Genomic DNA, 14,779 nt, shown 5'->3' on the forward strand with positions numbered 1-14,779 from the left:
TCGACCAGCAGGCCAATCTGTCGGGACCATGGCCACATGCCCCGCCGCACCGCCCTCACCCTGCGCTTCGTCCAGCTCTTCGTCGGACTGTTCCTCTACGGCGCCTCGACCGCGCTGCAGGTCCGCGCGGTGGTCGGTGTGAGCTCGTGGACGGTGCTGACCCAGGGGCTCGAGAACGTCGTGCCGTGGTCGTTCGGCGTCATCACGGTGGTGTCGAGCGGCGTCATCCTGCTGCTGTGGATCCCGCTCCGCCAGAAGCCGGGCATCGGGACGCTGCTGAACGCCCTGGCGATCGGGCCGAGTGCCGACCTGGTGCTCTGGCTGGTGCCGGAGCCGTCGGGGATCGTCGCCAGGATCGGGCTGTTCGCCGCGGGACTCGTGCTGCTCGCGGTCGCGACGGCGTTCTACATCGGTGCGGGGTTCGGCACCGGGGCGCGGGACGGCCTGATGGTCGGGTTGCACCAGCGGCTCGGCTGGCCGATCTGGCTCGCCCGGACCCTGGTCGAGGTCACCGTCGTGATCGTCGGGTGGATCCTCGGCGGGGACGTCGGTGCCGGCACCGTCATCGCGGCGTTCGCGATCGGCCCGATGGTCCAACCGCTCATGCCGCACTTCCGCCGGTTCCCGTGGAGCCCCGAGCGCACGGCCGCAGCGCGCGACGGCGCAGCACCCGCCGTCACACCCACCCTGGAGGCCCGCCCCACCCCCGCCACGCCCGCTTCGTGAGCAGGAACGGTCGGGTCCACGGCCCTCACCCGACCATCCCTGCTCACGATCGCCCGGCGATCGCGTGCGACCCCTTGCGGCCGTGCGGAACGCGATATAGCGTGACCTCCACAGACGCGATACATCGCGATTTCCAGGAGGCAACATGGCGCAGGAGAAGTGGCTCGTCGACGAGCCCAAGGTCATCGACACCGGCATCGTGCGCACCGTGCGTGTCGGCCTCGTCGGCGGGCAGGTGGACGTCGTCGCGCACGACGAACCCACGGCCCGGGTCGAGATCCACAGCGTGTCCGGCAAGCAGATGCTCATCGAGGTCGACGGTGACACCCTCACCGTCGACCACCCCCAGGTCCGGTGGGACGACCCCATCGGGTTCCTGAAGTCCTTCCGCGGCAAGGCCCACGCCGACGTCAGCATCCTGGTCCCCCGCGACGCCGGCATCACGCTCGGTGTCGTCTCGGCCGGTGCGCTGCTGTCCGGCACGAACCGCGGTGCCACGCTCAACACGGTGTCCGGCGACCTGGTCGTCGACGGCGTCGCGGGTGACGTCACGGTCAACGCCGTCTCGGGCGCCACCACGATCCGCGACCTCGACGGCGCGCTCGCGGTGCACACCGTCTCCGGCGACGTCGTGGCCACCGGCGAGATCCCGCGGTTCCAGGCCGATGGCGTCTCGGCCGACGTCGTGCTCGACCTGCACGGGGTCCCCGAGTCCGCCCGCGTCAACACGGTGTCCGGGTCGGTGAGCGTCCGCCTGGCGGACGGCGTCGCCTACAAGTGCACGGTGAACACCGCGACCGGCAAGCTGCAGTTCGACGACGCCGAGATCCGCGGGGTGCGCGGTTCGTACGTCAAGCAGGGCGGCGAGCTGTCCGGCCAGTGGCTCGACCTGCGGGTGAACTCCGTCTCCGGCGACATCGCGGTGCTGCACGCCCCGCCGGTCGCCGAGCCGACGCCCCCGACGACGCCGACCACCCCGACGAACGAGAGCGAGGTGCCCGAATGAGCCCCGTCTTCGCACACGGCCACCTGCGCCTCTACCTGCTCGTCCTGCTGGCCGACCACCCCATGCACGGCTACGAGCTCATCCAGGCGCTCGGCGACCGCTTCGGCGGCACCTACGTGCCGAGTGCCGGCACCGTCTACCCCCGGCTCGCCAAGCTCGAGGACGACGGCCTGGTCACGAAGACCGCCGACGGCCGCAAGACCGTCTACGCGATCACGGACGCCGGCCGTGCCGAGCTCGCGGCACGTGCCGACGAGATCGCCACGGTCGAGTCCGGCGTCAGCGACTCGGTGAAGTCGTTGGCCGACGGCGTGCGCGCCTCGGTCGGCGAGGCCATGCGCTCGCTCCGTGCCGACCTGGCTGCCGCCGCCGAGAGCCCGGCGACGGGTTCCGCCGAGGAGCCCGTGTCCGTCCCGTCGGACAGCGCCCGCGCCCTGCGCGAGCTCGAGATGGCACTGTCGTCGTTCCGGCAGCAGGTGCGTGCGGACCTGCGCCGTCGAGCGACCCGCGGCACGCTCGGTGCGGACACCGTGACGCGTCTGCGTGACGGCCTGGAGGCCCTGCGCAAGTCGCTCTGACGGCCCGCGGCCGACAGGCGGTGGCGACCAGGGCCTCCCGGCCGTGACCGGGACCGCCTGCGGAACCGGGACCACCCCCGGAACCAGGTTCCGGACACAGCACCGTGCAGATGCGCGGTGTGGTGTCCGGAACCTGGTTCCTCAGCGCCCTGCACCCGGCGGATCGGAGTCCGGCAGCCGCGTCGGCGGGAAGCCGGCGAACGCCTCGCCTGCCGTCAGGTCCTCCCCGTGCTCGACGCGCGCCACGGTGGTGCGGACCGCGGCCAGCTGCCGGGCCAGGCGGTCCCGTTCGTGCTCGAGCCACGTCAGGTGCGCCGTGAGCGCCGCGACGTCGTCGCCCTCGTCGTCGAGCCGTCGCGCGATCTCCGGCAGCCCGAGTCCGAGCCCGCGCAGCAGCAGGATGCGCTGCAACCGGACGAGCGCACGGTCGTCGTAGCGCCGGAGGCCACCCGCACCCACCGCCGTCGCCGGCAGCAGCCCGACGGCCTCGTAGTGCCGCAGCGTCCGACTCGAGACACCGGCGGAACGCGCCACCTCGGTGATGGCGTGGGGAGCTTTCGCAGCTGCGTCCCCCGGGCCTGTCGATGCGCTCATGCTGGCGACTGTAATGCTTGACGCTGCGTCAACCGCCAGGGGTGTGCGACACCCAGGGTGGCGCGCCCGCAGCCGACCGGGAATGTGCGGCAGGCGAACCGTGTTGACTCGCGCCCGGAACTGAGTAGGTTTGCCGCTCGTGACGAACGAGATCCGGTCGTTGAAAGCACGACTGATCGGGGATCCCCTCCCCTCTGAGAAGCTCGAAGGACAGCTCCTCCCGAAGCACCTGGCCCTGCCGATCTTCGCGAGTGACCCGCTGTCCTCTGTCGCGTACGCGCCGCAGGAACTCCTGATGATCCTGCTGCTCGGCGGCATGGCCTTCCTGACGTTCGCGCCGTGGGTCGCCGCACTCGTCGTGCTGCTGCTCGTGGTCGTCGTCGCCTCGTACCGGCAGCTCATCAAGGCGTACCCGTCCGGTGGTGGCGACTACGAGGTGGCGCACCGGAACCTCGGCGAGAAGGCCGGGCTGGTCGTCGCGAGTGCGCTGCTCGTCGACTACGTGATGACGGTGGCCGTGTCGGTCGCCTCCGGTGTCGACAACATCATCTCGGCGCTCCCGATGCTCGACCACTTCCGCGTCGAGCTCGCCCTGCTGTTCGTCGTGCTGCTCGCCGCCGCCAACCTGCGGGGTGTGCGGGAGTCGAGCAAGGCCTTCGCGATCCCGACCTACCTGTTCGTGGCGAGCGTCTTCGTGATGGTCGTCACCGGGCTCGTCCGGGTCGCCGCCGGCAACGCCCCGGTCGCCGAGTCCGCGGCGTACACCGTGCAGAACGTCGAGCACACCACGCAGGCGGCGTTCATCCTGCTGCTCCTCCGCGCCTTCGCCTCGGGCTGCTCGGCCCTGACCGGCGTCGAGGCCATCGCGAACGGCGTGCAGGCGTTCCGCCGGCCGAAGATCAAGAACGCGCAGGCCACCCTGGTCGCCATGGGCGGCATCGCGATCGTCCTGTTCATCGGGCTCATCACCCTGGCGCTCGTGTCGCACGTGCACTACGCCGAGCGCGCCTGCGACCTGCAGGGCTTCGCGAACTGTGCGACCACGCCGCAGCGCTCGCTCATCGCGCAGATCGCGGCCGCGACGTTCGGCAACAACTCGGTGCTGTTCTTCGTGATCCAGGCGACCACGGCGGCGGTCCTGCTCCTCGCCGCGAACACGGCCTTCAACGGGTTCCCGCTGCTCGGCTCCATCCTGGCGCGCGACTCGTACGCCCCGAAGGCGCTCTCGACCCGCGGCGACCGGCTCATCTACTCGAACGGCGTCATCGTCCTGGCCCTCGTCGCCGCGGCGCTGCTCGTGGTCTACCGGGCGAACGTCACGAGCCTCATCCAGCTCTACATCATCGGTGTCTTCGTGTCGTTCACGCTCGGACAGACGGGCATGGTCGTGCACTGGACACGGCTGCTGCGAGCAGACCGCGACGGGACGGTGCCCGCGGGTGCCCCTGCCGTGAACCGCGGGCAGGTCGTCCGCTCCCGCACGATCAACGCGATCGGCGCGACCTTCACCCTCGTGGTGCTCGTCATCGTCACGATCACGAAGTTCACCCACGGCGCCTGGCTGGTCTTCCTGATCATGCCGGTGCTGTACGTGCTCATGCTCGGCGTGAACCGCTACTACCGCGACGTCTCGCACGAGATCGAGGCCGACGTCGAGACGAAGTTCGGCGCCACCGGGGACCACGCCATCGTCCTGGTGAACAAGCTGCAGAAGCCCGTGCTCAAGGCGCTCGACTACGCGGTCGCCGCCGAGCACGCGAGCATCGAGGCGGTGCACGTCGCGATCGACGACACCGAGTCCCAGCGCCTGCGCGACCAGTGGGCGGAGTACGGCATCCAGGTGCCCCTGACGATCGTGCCGAGCCCGTACCGCGACATCTCGATGCCCCTGATCAAGTACATCAAGGCGCACCGGGCCGAGCACGGCTCCGAGGTCGTCACCGTCTACACCCCGATCTTCATCGTCGGGCACTGGTGGGAGGGTCTGCTCCACAACCACCGCGGCCGCCGCATCCGCAAGAAGCTGCTGCTCGTGCACGGCGTCACCGTGGCCCTGGTGCCGTGGTTGCTCGACTCGTCCGAGCTGCTGTACGGCCGCCGTTCCCGCCCGCTGCCCGGCCAGGAGCGCCGCGGCGAGCCCGTCCGGCCCCCGCTCCGCCGCCCCGTGCAGCCCGGTTCGTCGGCCGAGGCCGCGGCGTCGGCTTCGGCTTCGGCTTCGGACCGCCTGCTCCGGTCCGCCGAGCGCAACAGCATCCAGCCGCGCCGCGCGACCCGTCCGGCGGGCCCCGCCGAGGGCATCGACCCCGCGCTCTGCACGGGCGAGATCCACGCCCTCGTGCCCTCCCCGCCGCGACGGGGAGCCGACGAGTCGTAGCATGTGGCCCCATGACCATCAGTGACCTGCGGACGTTCGCCACGTTCGACGGACACGGCGGCAAGGTCTCGAAGCGCGTCGAGGTGCTCGACCACGAACCGCCGGCCGGCAGCCCGCTCGAAGGACTCGTCGCCGTGCGCGGCGAGCACCCCCTCGGCGCGCGCGACGAGCGCGCAGCCGACGAGTCCGCCGCGCTCTCCCGCGGCGTCCCGAGCGTCGGCTGGGTGGACCCGGCCGCGCTCCGCGACTGGTACCGCCCGGACCGCGTCGTCCTCACCCGGCTCGAGGCGCGGCAGTCCGGCATCGAGCCCGGCGTCTACGCCGACTCCCGTGGGCGCGGTCGCGTCCGGATCGACGGCCTGGAGGCCCACCTCGCCCCCGACGGTCGACCCGCCTTCCGCGCACTGGCCGGCCCCACCGCCGAGCCAGTCGTCGACGTGCCGCTGCCGACCGACCAGGCCGTCCGCCTGGTGGCGGTGACCGCGGTCGACGAGGGACTCGAGGTCGTCACGGCCCCGGTGTCCCCGTTCCTGCAGCCCGGCGAGCACCCGGCGTACGGCGACGACGTTGTGGGGCTGCCCCCACGTCCGGCGAGCGGGCACGTCCGGGTCACGGCGTCGGTGCTGCTCGACGGCGAGCTGCACGAGGTCGACCGGATCGACGAGCGTGCGGCGACCATCTGGATCCGGCGGGACGACCGCGTCGTGCCGATCGCCGCGAGTGCCGTCGGGCCCGACCTGGTGCGGTACGCGGCGACGGCCGTCTGAGCCGCTTCGGGCAGATGGGTGCCGTTGTGCCGCTGGGCCGCTTCGGGGGACGCCGCTGCTGCGTGTCGTGACGGGGGCGCGGCGTACCGTCGCGGACATGAGTGACGCAGACCGCGACCAGCAGCAGACCCCGGACGCACCGATCCAGGGCGAGACCCTCGGCGGCCCCCGACCCGACCCCTCCACCGACGCGAGCAAGGACCCGGAGCAGTGGGTCACCGGCGACGAGCCGATGACCGGACCGCAGCGCAGCTACCTCGACACCCTGGCCCGTGAAGCCGGCGAGGAGCTCCCCGCCGACCTCACCAAGGCGCAGGCGTCGGAGCACATCGACCGCCTCCAGCAGCAGACCGGCCGCGGCGCCGATTCCTGAGAAGCAGTCCGCCCTTCGGCGGACCGCTGTCTGGGCATGCTCTGGGCATGTTCTGGCGAAGCGCGGTCAGTCCCCTGTTCGAGGACGATCGATGACGCGTCACCGGCTACCTTCGTGGCCATGCGAACGACATCGACCTCCATCGGCCTGACCGCGCTCCGCATCGTCCTCGGGGTGGTGTTCATCGCCCACGGCGCCCAGAAGTTCGCCCAGGGCATCCCCAACGTGGTGCAGGGCTTCTCGGGCATGGGCGTTCCCCTCGCCGAGGTCGCAGCACCCCTCGTCGCCGGCCTCGAGCTGGTTGGTGGCGTCCTGCTCGTGCTCGGCGTCGCGACCCGCGTCGTCGGCGTGCTGCTGGCCGTCGACATGGTCGTCGCCGGGTTCCTGGCCCACGGCACCGCGGGCTTCTACTCGCAGGACGGCGGGTTCGAGTACGTGCTCGTGCTCGCGGTGGCCTCGCTCGCTGTCGCACTGACCGGGCCCGGGCGGTTCTCGCTCGACGCCCTGGTGCTCAAGTCCTCGCGCCGTCGTCGTGGCGTCGAGGAGCCCCTCCCCGCCTGAGCCGCGCGTCCCGGTTTCGTCTGGTGCGAGCTTCCGTTCCCGGTGAGAGATCACGAGGCCCGCACCGGGAACGGAACCTCGCACCGTTCGCGCGGCCCCTCGCACCGTGCGAGGGGCCGCGCAGCTCTTCAGCCCGCCAGTGCGTCGATGACCTGGCGGGCGATGCGCCGTCCGGCCCGGTTCGCCCCGATGGTCGACGCCTGGGGGCCATAGCCGGCCAGGAACAAGCGCGGCTCCTCGGCCGACCGGCCGTCCTCGACCACCACCCCGCCCGCCGTGGTCCGCAGGTGCAGCGGCGCGAGGTGCCGCAGGTCGGCCCGGAACCCCGTCGCCCAGATCACCGCGTCGGCGTGCACGTGGGTGCCGTCTGCCCGCACCACCCCGGTCTCGTCCATCCGCGTGAACATCGGCTCGTCGCGCAGCACGCCGCGGTCGATGCCGGCGCGGATCCGTCGCGACACCGGGACCCCGGTGCCGCTGACGATGCTCGGCAGGACCTCGCCGGCGCGGGCGGCCCGGTCCTGTTCGTCGACGGCGGCCACGGCGGACTCGACGTCGAGCGACGCGGTCCCGGCCCAGACCATCGGGCGCCGGGTGAACCAGCGCGTCGAACGGGCGACGCCGTCGAGTTCGAGCAGGAACCCGATCGCGCTCGTCCCACCGCCCACCACCACGACGTCCTGGCGGGCGAACTCGGCGGCGCTGCCGTACTCGGTCGTGTCGACCTGGCGTCCGCGGAACACGTCGCGCCCCGGGTACCACGGCACGAACGGGGTGCCCCACGTGCCGGATGCGTTCACCACGACCTCGGCACGGATGCGTGTGACGGTGCCGTCGGCGCTCCGGGTCGTGACGCAGAGCCCGCCGTCCGCCGGAACGTCGCCCGCCACGCCGCCGTCGCCGCCGATGCGTGAGATGGACGTCACCGTGACCGGGCGCCGCACCCGCAGGTCGTAGTGCTGCTCGAACCGCCGGTAGTACTCGCCGACGACGTCCCGCGCGGGTCGTGACCGGTCGGCGTCGTCGAACTCCAGGCCCATCGCGCGCATGCCGGGCAGGTCGTGTACCCGGTGCGCCGCTCCGAGCCGCAGGGCCTCCCACCGGAACTGCCACGCCCCACCGGTGCTCGGCGCGCGGTCGAGGATCACCAGGTCACTGCCGGGGACGAGCCCGAGACGGCGCAGGTGATATCCCACGGAGAGCCCCGCCTGCCCCGCACCGATCACCACCACGCGGGCGTGCTGGTCGACCGGGGGCTCGAGGGGTTCCGTCATCACTTCGATTCTGCTGTGCGGGCCAGCCGTCGCGCGACGTCCAGATCGAGGTACATGGTAGAGTGATCGGCAGATTTCAAACCACGAACCGTCTGGTTCCCCGAGTGATCTTCCGTCATTCGCCAGGACCGGACCAGAGCCGAACGAGGGGGTCACGCATGGGGCGCGGCCGTCAGAAGGCGAAGCACACCAAGGTCGCCCGTGAGCTGAAGTACTTCAGTCCGCAGACGAACTACGGTGCGCTCGAGCAGGAGCTCTCCGCCGGACAACACTCCGACGAGAACTACGTCGACCGTTGGGCGGACCAGTACGGTCCGGAACCGGCGGAAGACGAAGACGAGTTCGAGACCCAGGCAGACCAGAACAAGTCCGCCTGACCTCTCTTGCAGTGACGCCGCGCCGCCCTCGGGCAGCGCGGCGTTTCCGCGTGCCCGAACGCCCGTCGGCGCGCTCGGGTCCCGGCCTCGAGTGGTCACGACTCACCGTGCGCACGACGCCGAGGGGCCACAACCCGTCGGTTGCAGGCCCGCCAGGCGACGGTTCGTGACCACTCACCGCACGCAGAACGGCGCGGCGGCAGCACGCCACCCGGCGGGTCAGCCCGCGTAGCTCCCGACGAGCCGGACCGCGCCGCCGTCGACACCCTTGGCGCCCTGCTCGAACCCGGTCAGGTCCCGTGCGGACGTGGCGATCGTGCCGACGGGCCACGTGGGCATGCCGGCGGCGCCGAGTGACGCGATGACCTCGGCAGCAGCCCCGGCCGAGACGACGGCGAACATGCCGATGCCCAGGTTCCAGGTGCCCTCGGTGTCCTCGATCGGCGTGCCGGCCATGTCGGCCAGGACCCGGAACACCGGGAGCGGCTGCCAGGTGGAACGGTCGACCTCGACCCAGGAGCCGACGGGCAGCACACGCGCCAGGTTCGCGGCGATGCCACCACCGGTCACGTGCGAGAGCGAGTGCACCGCGCCCGGGTGCTGCTCGAGCAGCGCCAGGAGCGGTGCGGTGTACAGGCGGGTCGGCTCGAGCAGGGCTTCGCCGACGGAGACCGCGCCGCCGAACCCGACGCCGCTCAGCTCGGGCAGCTGGTCCGTGAAGCCGACGCCCCGCGACGCCAGGATGTGCCGCACGAGCGAGTACCCGTTGGAGTGCAGGCCCGACGACTCGATCGCGAGGACCACGTCGCCGTCCTGCACCAGGTGCGCGCCGAGCTGCGCGTCGGCCTCGACGACACCCGTCGCCGCACCGGCCACGTCGTAGTCGTCCGGGCCGAGCAGCCCCGGGTGCTCGGCGGTCTCGCCGCCGACCAGGGCGGTGCCGGTCTCCGAGCAGCCGCGGGCGATGCCGGCGACGATGTCGGCGATCCGGCCCGGCACCACTCGGCCGCACGCGATGTAGTCGGTCATGAACAGCGGCTTCGCGCCCACCACGACGATGTCGTCGACGACCATGCCGACCAGGTCCTGCCCGATGGTGTCGTGCTTGTCGATCGCCTGCGCGATGGCGACCTTGGTGCCGACGCCGTCGGTCGAGGTCGCGAGCAACGGGTGTGAGAAGTCCTTCAGGAACGAGACGTCGTAGAGCCCGGCGAACCCACCGACGCCACCGAGGACCGAGGCGTTGTGGGTGGCCGCGACCGCGGACTTCATCAGTTCGACGGCCAGGTCACCGGCAGCGGTGTCCACTCCGGCTTCGGCGTACGGGTTGGGCATGCGGAGTCCTTCGCGGTGACATGGCAGACTTGTTCGGTACCCCCCGATTCTACGGTCTGGAGCACACCCGCGAATGTGCGGCATCGTCGGCCTTGTTGCGCAGGGCCCCGCCAACCAATCCATCTACGACGCACTGCTCCTCCTGCAGCACCGCGGGCAGGACTCGACGGGCATCGCCACGGTCGAGGGTCACGTGCACCACATGCACAAGACCCGCGGCCACGTGCGTGAGGCGTTCCGCACCCGCGACATGCGTGCCCTCCTCGGCACCATGGGGCTCGGACACGTCCGCTACGCCACCAAGGGCGCCGCGACGAACGAAGAAGAAGCCCAGCCGTTCTACGTGAACGCGCCGTACGGCATCGTCCTCGTCCACAACGGCAACCTCACCAACACGCGGGAACTCACGCGTGAACTGTTCGACATCGACCGTCGTCACCTGAACACGACGAGCGACACCGAGCTCCTGGTGAACGTGCTGGCGCACGAGCTGCAGGGCCAGGTCCGCGGCGCGAACCTCGACCCGGGTCAGGTCTTCGACGCCGTCGAGCGCGTGCACGAGCGGGTCGAGGGCTCCTACGCCACGATCGCGACCATCGCCGGGCACGGGCTGCTGGCCTTCCGCGACCCGTTCGGCATCCGCCCGCTGATCCTCGGCCACAAGTTCGACGAGGCCGGGCAGCCGGAGTGGGTCGTCGCGAGCGAGTCGCTCGTGCTCGAGTCCGGCGGGTACGAGATCGTCCGCGACATCGCCCCGGGCGAGGCCGTGTTCATCGAGATGAACGGCCAGATGCACGCCCGCCAGTGCGCGAAGAACCCGCGCCTGGTGCCGTGCTCGTTCGAGTACGTCTACCTGGCGCGTCCCGACTCGGTGATGAACGGCATCTCGGTCTACGACGCGCGTCTGCGCCTCGGCAACCGCCTCGCCGACACCATCGAGCAGTACGCGCCGACCGGTGACATCGACGTGGTCATGCCGATCCCGGACTCGAGCCGTCCGGCGGCCATGCAGGTCGCCCGGAAGCTCGGCATCGAGTACCGCGAGGGCTTCTACAAGAACCGCTACGTCGGCCGCACCTTCATCATGCCGGGGCAGGCGGAGCGCAAGCGTTCGGTGCGCCAGAAGCTCAACGCGATGTCGTCCGAGTTCAAGGGCAAGAACATCCTGATCGTCGACGACTCGATCGTCCGCGGCACCACGAGCCGCGAGATCGTCGAGATGGCCCGGGCCGCGGGCGCGAACGAGGTCACGTTCACGAGCGCCGCTCCCCCTGTCCGGTTCCCGCACGTCTACGGCATCAACATGCCGACGCGTGCGGAGCTCATCGCGCACGACCGGAAGATCCCGGAGATCAACCGCGTGCTCGGCAGCGACCACCTGATCTACCAGGAGGTCGGGGACATGCGCGACGCCATCATCGAGGGCTCGGACGTGACCGACCTCGAGATGAGCTGCTTCACGGGCGAGTACGTCACGGGCACCGTGAGCCCGGAGTACCTGTCCTGGGTCGAGGCGAACCAGCTCAGCTAGGTCGCGTCCGAGACGCGACCAGACGACGGACTGGAGGCCCGGTGCCAGCTGGCACCGGGCCTCCAGTCCGTTGATCGGGAGCGGCTACGGCCGCTGGTCACCGTGGTCGTCGAGCTCGCCGTCGACCGTCTCGGGCGGCAGTTCGACCTCGACGCGCTCCGCCGTCAGGCGGGCCGACCGCCGGGCGTAGACCCGGTCGAACACGACGGCGACGACCGCACCGACGAAGGCGCCGATCGTGACGCCCCACAGGCTGAAGTAGCCGACCAGGCTGCCGAAGCTGGTCTGGTCCCGCTGGCCGCCGAGGTTCATGGTGAGGGCGACCACGACGAGGGTCGCGAGGAACCCGAGCACGGCACCTCCGACGATGAACACGCCGAACTTCGGTGCACGGCGGATGGTGACCTCGTCGGGGCTGGCGACCGCACTGGGAGCCGGTGCCGGCGTGGGGAGCGGCTGCTCGTCGGGTTGATCGGTGTTGCTCACCTGTCCATTGTCCCCCACTGTGGGACGTCCCGCGGCCTGTGCGCGGCGACCGATCCGGGAGAGGATGGTCGCTACTGGTCGGTATCCCAAGCGGAGGAGGTGTGTCGGATGCGTGAACGAACCGCACCCGCCCGCCGACGCCGACCGGCCGCCCCCGCCCGCGTGGCCTGGCCCGTCGCACAGCGCGCGGAAGAGGACCGCGCCGTCGCCGTCGTCGCCGAGCACCGGTGGAGCGTCGCGCTCGTCGGTGCCCCCGGCATCGGCAAGAGCACCGCTGCGGCGCGGGTCACCGACCGCGTCGCCGGTCGCGACGGCACCGGCCGCACCGTCGTCGTGCCGATCACGGCGGTCGCCGCGAGCCGGTCGATGCCCTTCGGCGCCGTCGCCGAGCGCTTCGGCGAGTTGCCGGCGTCCATCTCGGAGCTGTCCGACGACACCGGCGCCGAGCAGCGCTTCCGGGCGATCGAGGACCTCGTCGACCGCGACGTCCTGCTCCGCGTGGACGACGCCGACCACCTCGACGCGATCTCCGCGCGGTACGTCGCCTGGCTGGTCCGCCGGCAGGGTGCTCGGCTCGTCCTGACCTGCCGCGACTTCACGGCGCTCCCCGAGCCGCTCCGCGCGCTGTGGCAGGACGACCTGCTCGAGCGCATCGACCTGCAGCCCCTGGCGCTGCACGAGACCGCGGCGCTCGTGGCCGAGGCGCTGGGCTCGCCGCTCGAGAACGCCTCGGCCGAGCGCGTCCACCGCGCCACCGCCGGCAACCCGCTGTACCTGCGCGAGGTGGTCCGTGCGGCGCGGGTCTCCGGCGCCCTCGACCACACCGCGACCGGGTGGTACTGGCGCGGGCGCGTGACCGCGTCGGACAGCCTCGCGGACATGTACCGCACCGAACTCGGGTCGCTGCCGGAGGACCTGCGCGACGTCGTCGACATCGTCGCCCTCGCCGACCCGATCCCGCTCGCCCGCCTGCTCGGCCTGGTGACCGGCGGGGACGTCGACCGGGTCGTCGCGCTCGGCCTGGTCCGCATCGACTCGCTCGACGACGGCGCCGCGGTCGTCCGGCCGTCGCACCCGCTCGTCGGCGAGGTCATCCGCACCCTGGTGCCGGTGGCCCGGCGAACGGCACTCTTCGCGCGCGCCAACGCCTTCCGCACCGACCGGCCCGAGGGCGCACCGCCCGCCGCACGCCTGCGTGCCGCACTGTGGTCGCTCGAGTGCGGGGTCCTGCCGTCGGTCGACCAGCTGCTCGACGCGGCGCAGGTCGCCGTGCGGCTGCAGGAGCACGAGAGCGCGATCGCCCTGGCCTCGGCAGCGCTCCGCACGACGCTCACCCCCACCGAACAGGTCGCGGCACACTGCCTCCGCTCGCTGGCGTACTCGTACTCGGACGGCCGTGAAGCCGGCCGCGCCGACGCCGAAGCCGCCTGGGCCGTGGCGAAGCGGCACGTCGGCGACGTCACCGACGAGGCCGTCATCGAAGCGTGCGAGACCCTGGCGAACATCCGCCAGTTCCACGACGACGACATCGCGGCGGCGGTCGCCCTGACCGATGCCGCCACGCGCCTGGTGGTGTCCGACGAGGCCGTCGAACGGCTCCGGCTGCTGCGGATGGCGCACCAGGGCTGGGGCGGCGACTTCGCCGAGGTCCGGGCCGAGATCGAGCGCAGCGGCATCGTGGACGCCCCGACGATGCCGATGTCGTTCCTCGCCGTCGCACCCTGCGCGGTGATGGCGTTGGCGACCGCCGGCCGGCTGGACGACGCGTCCGCGCTCGGTCACCGCGCCCTGGCCACCGCCGTGGCCCACGTCGAGGCAGCACCCTGGAGCGTCGGCGAGAACTCCTCCGTCCTGCACCAGGTGCAGATGTGGCGCGGCGACCTCGACGACCTGATCATCGAGGTACCCGCGGGTCGGTCAAGCCCCTACCTGAAGTACGACTTCACGCTCGAGCTCATCGGTCAGGGCAACCTGGCGATCGCACAGCGCCGCTGGGACGACGCCGTCGCCGCGTTCTCGGCGGCGTGCGAACGGTACGACATCGCCGACCACGGCGGGTTCGCGGCCTACCCCTGGGCACGTCTGGCCCTGGCGCTCGCGTACGGCGGACGCCCGGAAGCAGCCGCCAGCGCGCTCGACCGTGCCCGGACCACCCCGCAACGGGCGATGCGCATCACCGGCGAGCAGGTCGCCGTGTCGATCGCCTGGACCGAGGCCGTGCTCGGCAACCCGGCGGGGCTGCAGCACGCCGACGAGATCATCGAACGCAGCACGGCCAACGGCTCGTGGACGCACGTGATGTACGGGTACGCCCTGCACCACGCGGTCGGTATGGCGCAGGGGCGCGACTCGACCGGCTCGCTCGAGCGGATGCGCGAGGCCGCCACCCGCGTCGACGGACCGCTCGCGGCCGCGGTGATCGAGTACGCCGACGCCGTACGCGCCGGCGACCGGACGCGGGTGATCGCGGCGCAGGGACTGCTCGCGGCACACGGCATCTCCGTGACCGCGGGACACTCGAAACCGCCGCTGACGAAGCGCGAGTACGAGGTCGCCGAACTCGCCGCGCAGGGGCTGAGCAACCGGCGGATCGCGGAGTCCCTCGGGCTCTCGACGCGGACGATCGACGCGCACCTGTCGCGTGTCTTCGCGAAGTGGGACCTGCACGCGCGGTCGGAGCTCAGCGAGCTGCTCTGAGCTGCTCGGTACTCGGCACGGCCGGTTCCGCGTTCCGCGTCGGCTGTCGCGCACGCAAGAACGTTGCGGATTGCAGCACGACGCGCCGCCACGATTGACA

General features: G+C 71.7%; 14 protein-coding genes. 10 read left to right on the forward strand and 4 right to left on the reverse strand.

The genetic code is table 11. The annotated features are described in order from the left end of the window. Positions 1–36: 36 nt before the first annotated feature. The 3 genes from DEJ01_RS00195 to DEJ01_RS00205 all read left to right on the forward strand — a co-directional run bounded on the left by DEJ01_RS00195 (position 37) and on the right by DEJ01_RS00205 (position 2,310). Positions 37–726, forward strand: a complete 690-nt coding sequence (locus tag DEJ01_RS00195; RefSeq protein ID WP_111091873.1) for a YitT family protein — start codon at positions 37–39, stop codon at positions 724–726. A 145-nt stretch (positions 727–871) separates the two neighbouring features. Next, complete coding sequence (locus DEJ01_RS00200; RefSeq protein ID WP_111029828.1) at positions 872–1,732, forward strand: DUF4097 family beta strand repeat-containing protein; 861 nt, start codon at positions 872–874, stop codon at positions 1,730–1,732. Beyond that, entirely contained in the window at positions 1,729–2,310 is a 582-nt protein-coding gene (locus DEJ01_RS00205; RefSeq protein WP_071405831.1) for a PadR family transcriptional regulator, read from the forward strand. The genes DEJ01_RS00200 and DEJ01_RS00205 overlap by 4 nt, the downstream gene beginning before the upstream one ends. A gap of 141 nt (positions 2,311–2,451) precedes the next feature. Here the strand turns inward: DEJ01_RS00205 and DEJ01_RS00210 are convergent, their stop codons facing one another. Beyond that, a complete protein-coding gene (locus DEJ01_RS00210; protein ID WP_111091874.1) occupies positions 2,452–2,904 on the reverse strand; it encodes a MerR family transcriptional regulator in 453 nt (150 codons plus the stop codon). Between the two features lie 130 nt (positions 2,905–3,034). On the opposite strand from DEJ01_RS00210, the gene DEJ01_RS00215 reads away from it, so the two are divergent. From DEJ01_RS00215 to DEJ01_RS00230, 4 genes are all read left to right on the forward strand, one after another. Next, positions 3,035–5,278, forward strand: coding sequence for an APC family permease (locus DEJ01_RS00215; RefSeq protein ID WP_111091875.1), 2,244 nt, complete (start codon positions 3,035–3,037; stop codon positions 5,276–5,278). 11 nt (positions 5,279–5,289) lie between these two features. Further along, the gene (locus DEJ01_RS00220; protein WP_111091876.1) at positions 5,290–6,045 is read left to right on the forward strand and encodes a hypothetical protein; all 756 of its coding nucleotides are present in this window, start codon (positions 5,290–5,292) and stop codon (positions 6,043–6,045) included. A 97-nt stretch (positions 6,046–6,142) separates the two neighbouring features. After that, positions 6,143–6,418 (forward strand): DUF3072 domain-containing protein, encoded by a 276-nt coding sequence (locus tag DEJ01_RS00225; protein WP_017886246.1) that lies wholly within the window; start codon positions 6,143–6,145, stop codon positions 6,416–6,418. A gap of 120 nt (positions 6,419–6,538) precedes the next feature. Next, complete coding sequence (locus DEJ01_RS00230) at positions 6,539–6,979, forward strand: DoxX family protein (RefSeq protein WP_071405836.1); 441 nt, start codon at positions 6,539–6,541, stop codon at positions 6,977–6,979. A 128-nt stretch (positions 6,980–7,107) separates the two neighbouring features. On the opposite strand, the gene DEJ01_RS00235 is transcribed toward DEJ01_RS00230, so the two are convergent. Then, the gene (locus tag DEJ01_RS00235) at positions 7,108–8,253 is read right to left on the reverse strand and encodes an NAD(P)-binding domain-containing protein (RefSeq protein ID WP_111091877.1); all 1,146 of its coding nucleotides are present in this window, start codon (positions 8,251–8,253) and stop codon (positions 7,108–7,110) included. A 158-nt stretch (positions 8,254–8,411) separates the two neighbouring features. Here DEJ01_RS00235 and DEJ01_RS00240 point away from each other — a divergent pair, with 158 nt between their 5' ends. Beyond that, on the forward strand, positions 8,412–8,630 hold the full coding sequence (locus DEJ01_RS00240; RefSeq protein ID WP_017886249.1) for a DUF3073 domain-containing protein: 219 nt from the start codon (positions 8,412–8,414) through the stop codon (positions 8,628–8,630). Positions 8,631–8,849: 219 nt separating this feature from the next. Here the strand turns inward: DEJ01_RS00240 and purM are convergent, their stop codons facing one another. Continuing rightward, positions 8,850–9,965, reverse strand: a complete 1,116-nt coding sequence (gene purM / locus DEJ01_RS00245; RefSeq protein ID WP_110858852.1) for a phosphoribosylformylglycinamidine cyclo-ligase — start codon at positions 9,963–9,965, stop codon at positions 8,850–8,852. Positions 9,966–10,038: 73 nt separating this feature from the next. Between purM and purF the strand changes: the two genes are divergently transcribed. Continuing rightward, the gene (gene purF / locus DEJ01_RS00250; RefSeq protein ID WP_027465037.1) at positions 10,039–11,496 is read left to right on the forward strand and encodes an amidophosphoribosyltransferase; all 1,458 of its coding nucleotides are present in this window, start codon (positions 10,039–10,041) and stop codon (positions 11,494–11,496) included. A gap of 84 nt (positions 11,497–11,580) precedes the next feature. On the opposite strand, the gene DEJ01_RS00255 is transcribed toward purF, so the two are convergent. Continuing rightward, the gene (locus DEJ01_RS00255; protein ID WP_110858851.1) at positions 11,581–11,982 is read right to left on the reverse strand and encodes a hypothetical protein; all 402 of its coding nucleotides are present in this window, start codon (positions 11,980–11,982) and stop codon (positions 11,581–11,583) included. A gap of 108 nt (positions 11,983–12,090) precedes the next feature. On the opposite strand from DEJ01_RS00255, the gene DEJ01_RS00260 reads away from it, so the two are divergent. Continuing rightward, positions 12,091–14,679: a LuxR C-terminal-related transcriptional regulator gene (locus DEJ01_RS00260; protein WP_146247521.1), complete on the forward strand. Its 2,589-nt coding sequence runs from the start codon at positions 12,091–12,093 to the stop codon at positions 14,677–14,679. Positions 14,680–14,779: the final 100 nt, after the last annotated feature.

It is taken from the genome of Curtobacterium sp. MCLR17_040, assembly GCF_003234735.1.
In the GTDB taxonomy this organism is placed as follows: domain Bacteria; phylum Actinomycetota; class Actinomycetes; order Actinomycetales; family Microbacteriaceae; genus Curtobacterium; species Curtobacterium flaccumfaciens.

What these genes read in the sequence shown, in the direction of transcription:
- DEJ01_RS00200 (WP_111029828.1), top strand. Translation starts at nt 872, where the DNA reads ATGGCGCAGGAGAAGTGGCTCGTCGACGAGCCCAAGGTCATCGACACC.
- DEJ01_RS00230 (WP_071405836.1), top strand. Translation starts at nt 6,539, where the DNA reads ATGCGAACGACATCGACCTCCATCGGCCTGACCGCGCTCCGCATCGTC.
- DEJ01_RS00240 (WP_017886249.1), top strand. Translation starts at nt 8,412, where the DNA reads ATGGGGCGCGGCCGTCAGAAGGCGAAGCACACCAAGGTCGCCCGTGAG.
- DEJ01_RS00195 (WP_111091873.1), top strand. Translation starts at nt 37, where the DNA reads ATGCCCCGCCGCACCGCCCTCACCCTGCGCTTCGTCCAGCTCTTCGTC.
- purM (WP_110858852.1), bottom strand. Translation starts at nt 9,965, where the DNA reads ATGCCCAACCCGTACGCCGAAGCCGGAGTGGACACCGCTGCCGGTGAC.
- DEJ01_RS00210 (WP_111091874.1), bottom strand. Translation starts at nt 2,904, where the DNA reads ATGAGCGCATCGACAGGCCCGGGGGACGCAGCTGCGAAAGCTCCCCAC.
- DEJ01_RS00260 (WP_146247521.1), top strand. Translation starts at nt 12,091, where the DNA reads ATGCGTGAACGAACCGCACCCGCCCGCCGACGCCGACCGGCCGCCCCC.
- DEJ01_RS00235 (WP_111091877.1), bottom strand. Translation starts at nt 8,253, where the DNA reads ATGACGGAACCCCTCGAGCCCCCGGTCGACCAGCACGCCCGCGTGGTG.
- purF (WP_027465037.1), top strand. Translation starts at nt 10,039, where the DNA reads ATGTGCGGCATCGTCGGCCTTGTTGCGCAGGGCCCCGCCAACCAATCC.
- DEJ01_RS00225 (WP_017886246.1), top strand. Translation starts at nt 6,143, where the DNA reads ATGAGTGACGCAGACCGCGACCAGCAGCAGACCCCGGACGCACCGATC.
- DEJ01_RS00220 (WP_111091876.1), top strand. Translation starts at nt 5,290, where the DNA reads ATGACCATCAGTGACCTGCGGACGTTCGCCACGTTCGACGGACACGGC.
- DEJ01_RS00205 (WP_071405831.1), top strand. Translation starts at nt 1,729, where the DNA reads ATGAGCCCCGTCTTCGCACACGGCCACCTGCGCCTCTACCTGCTCGTC.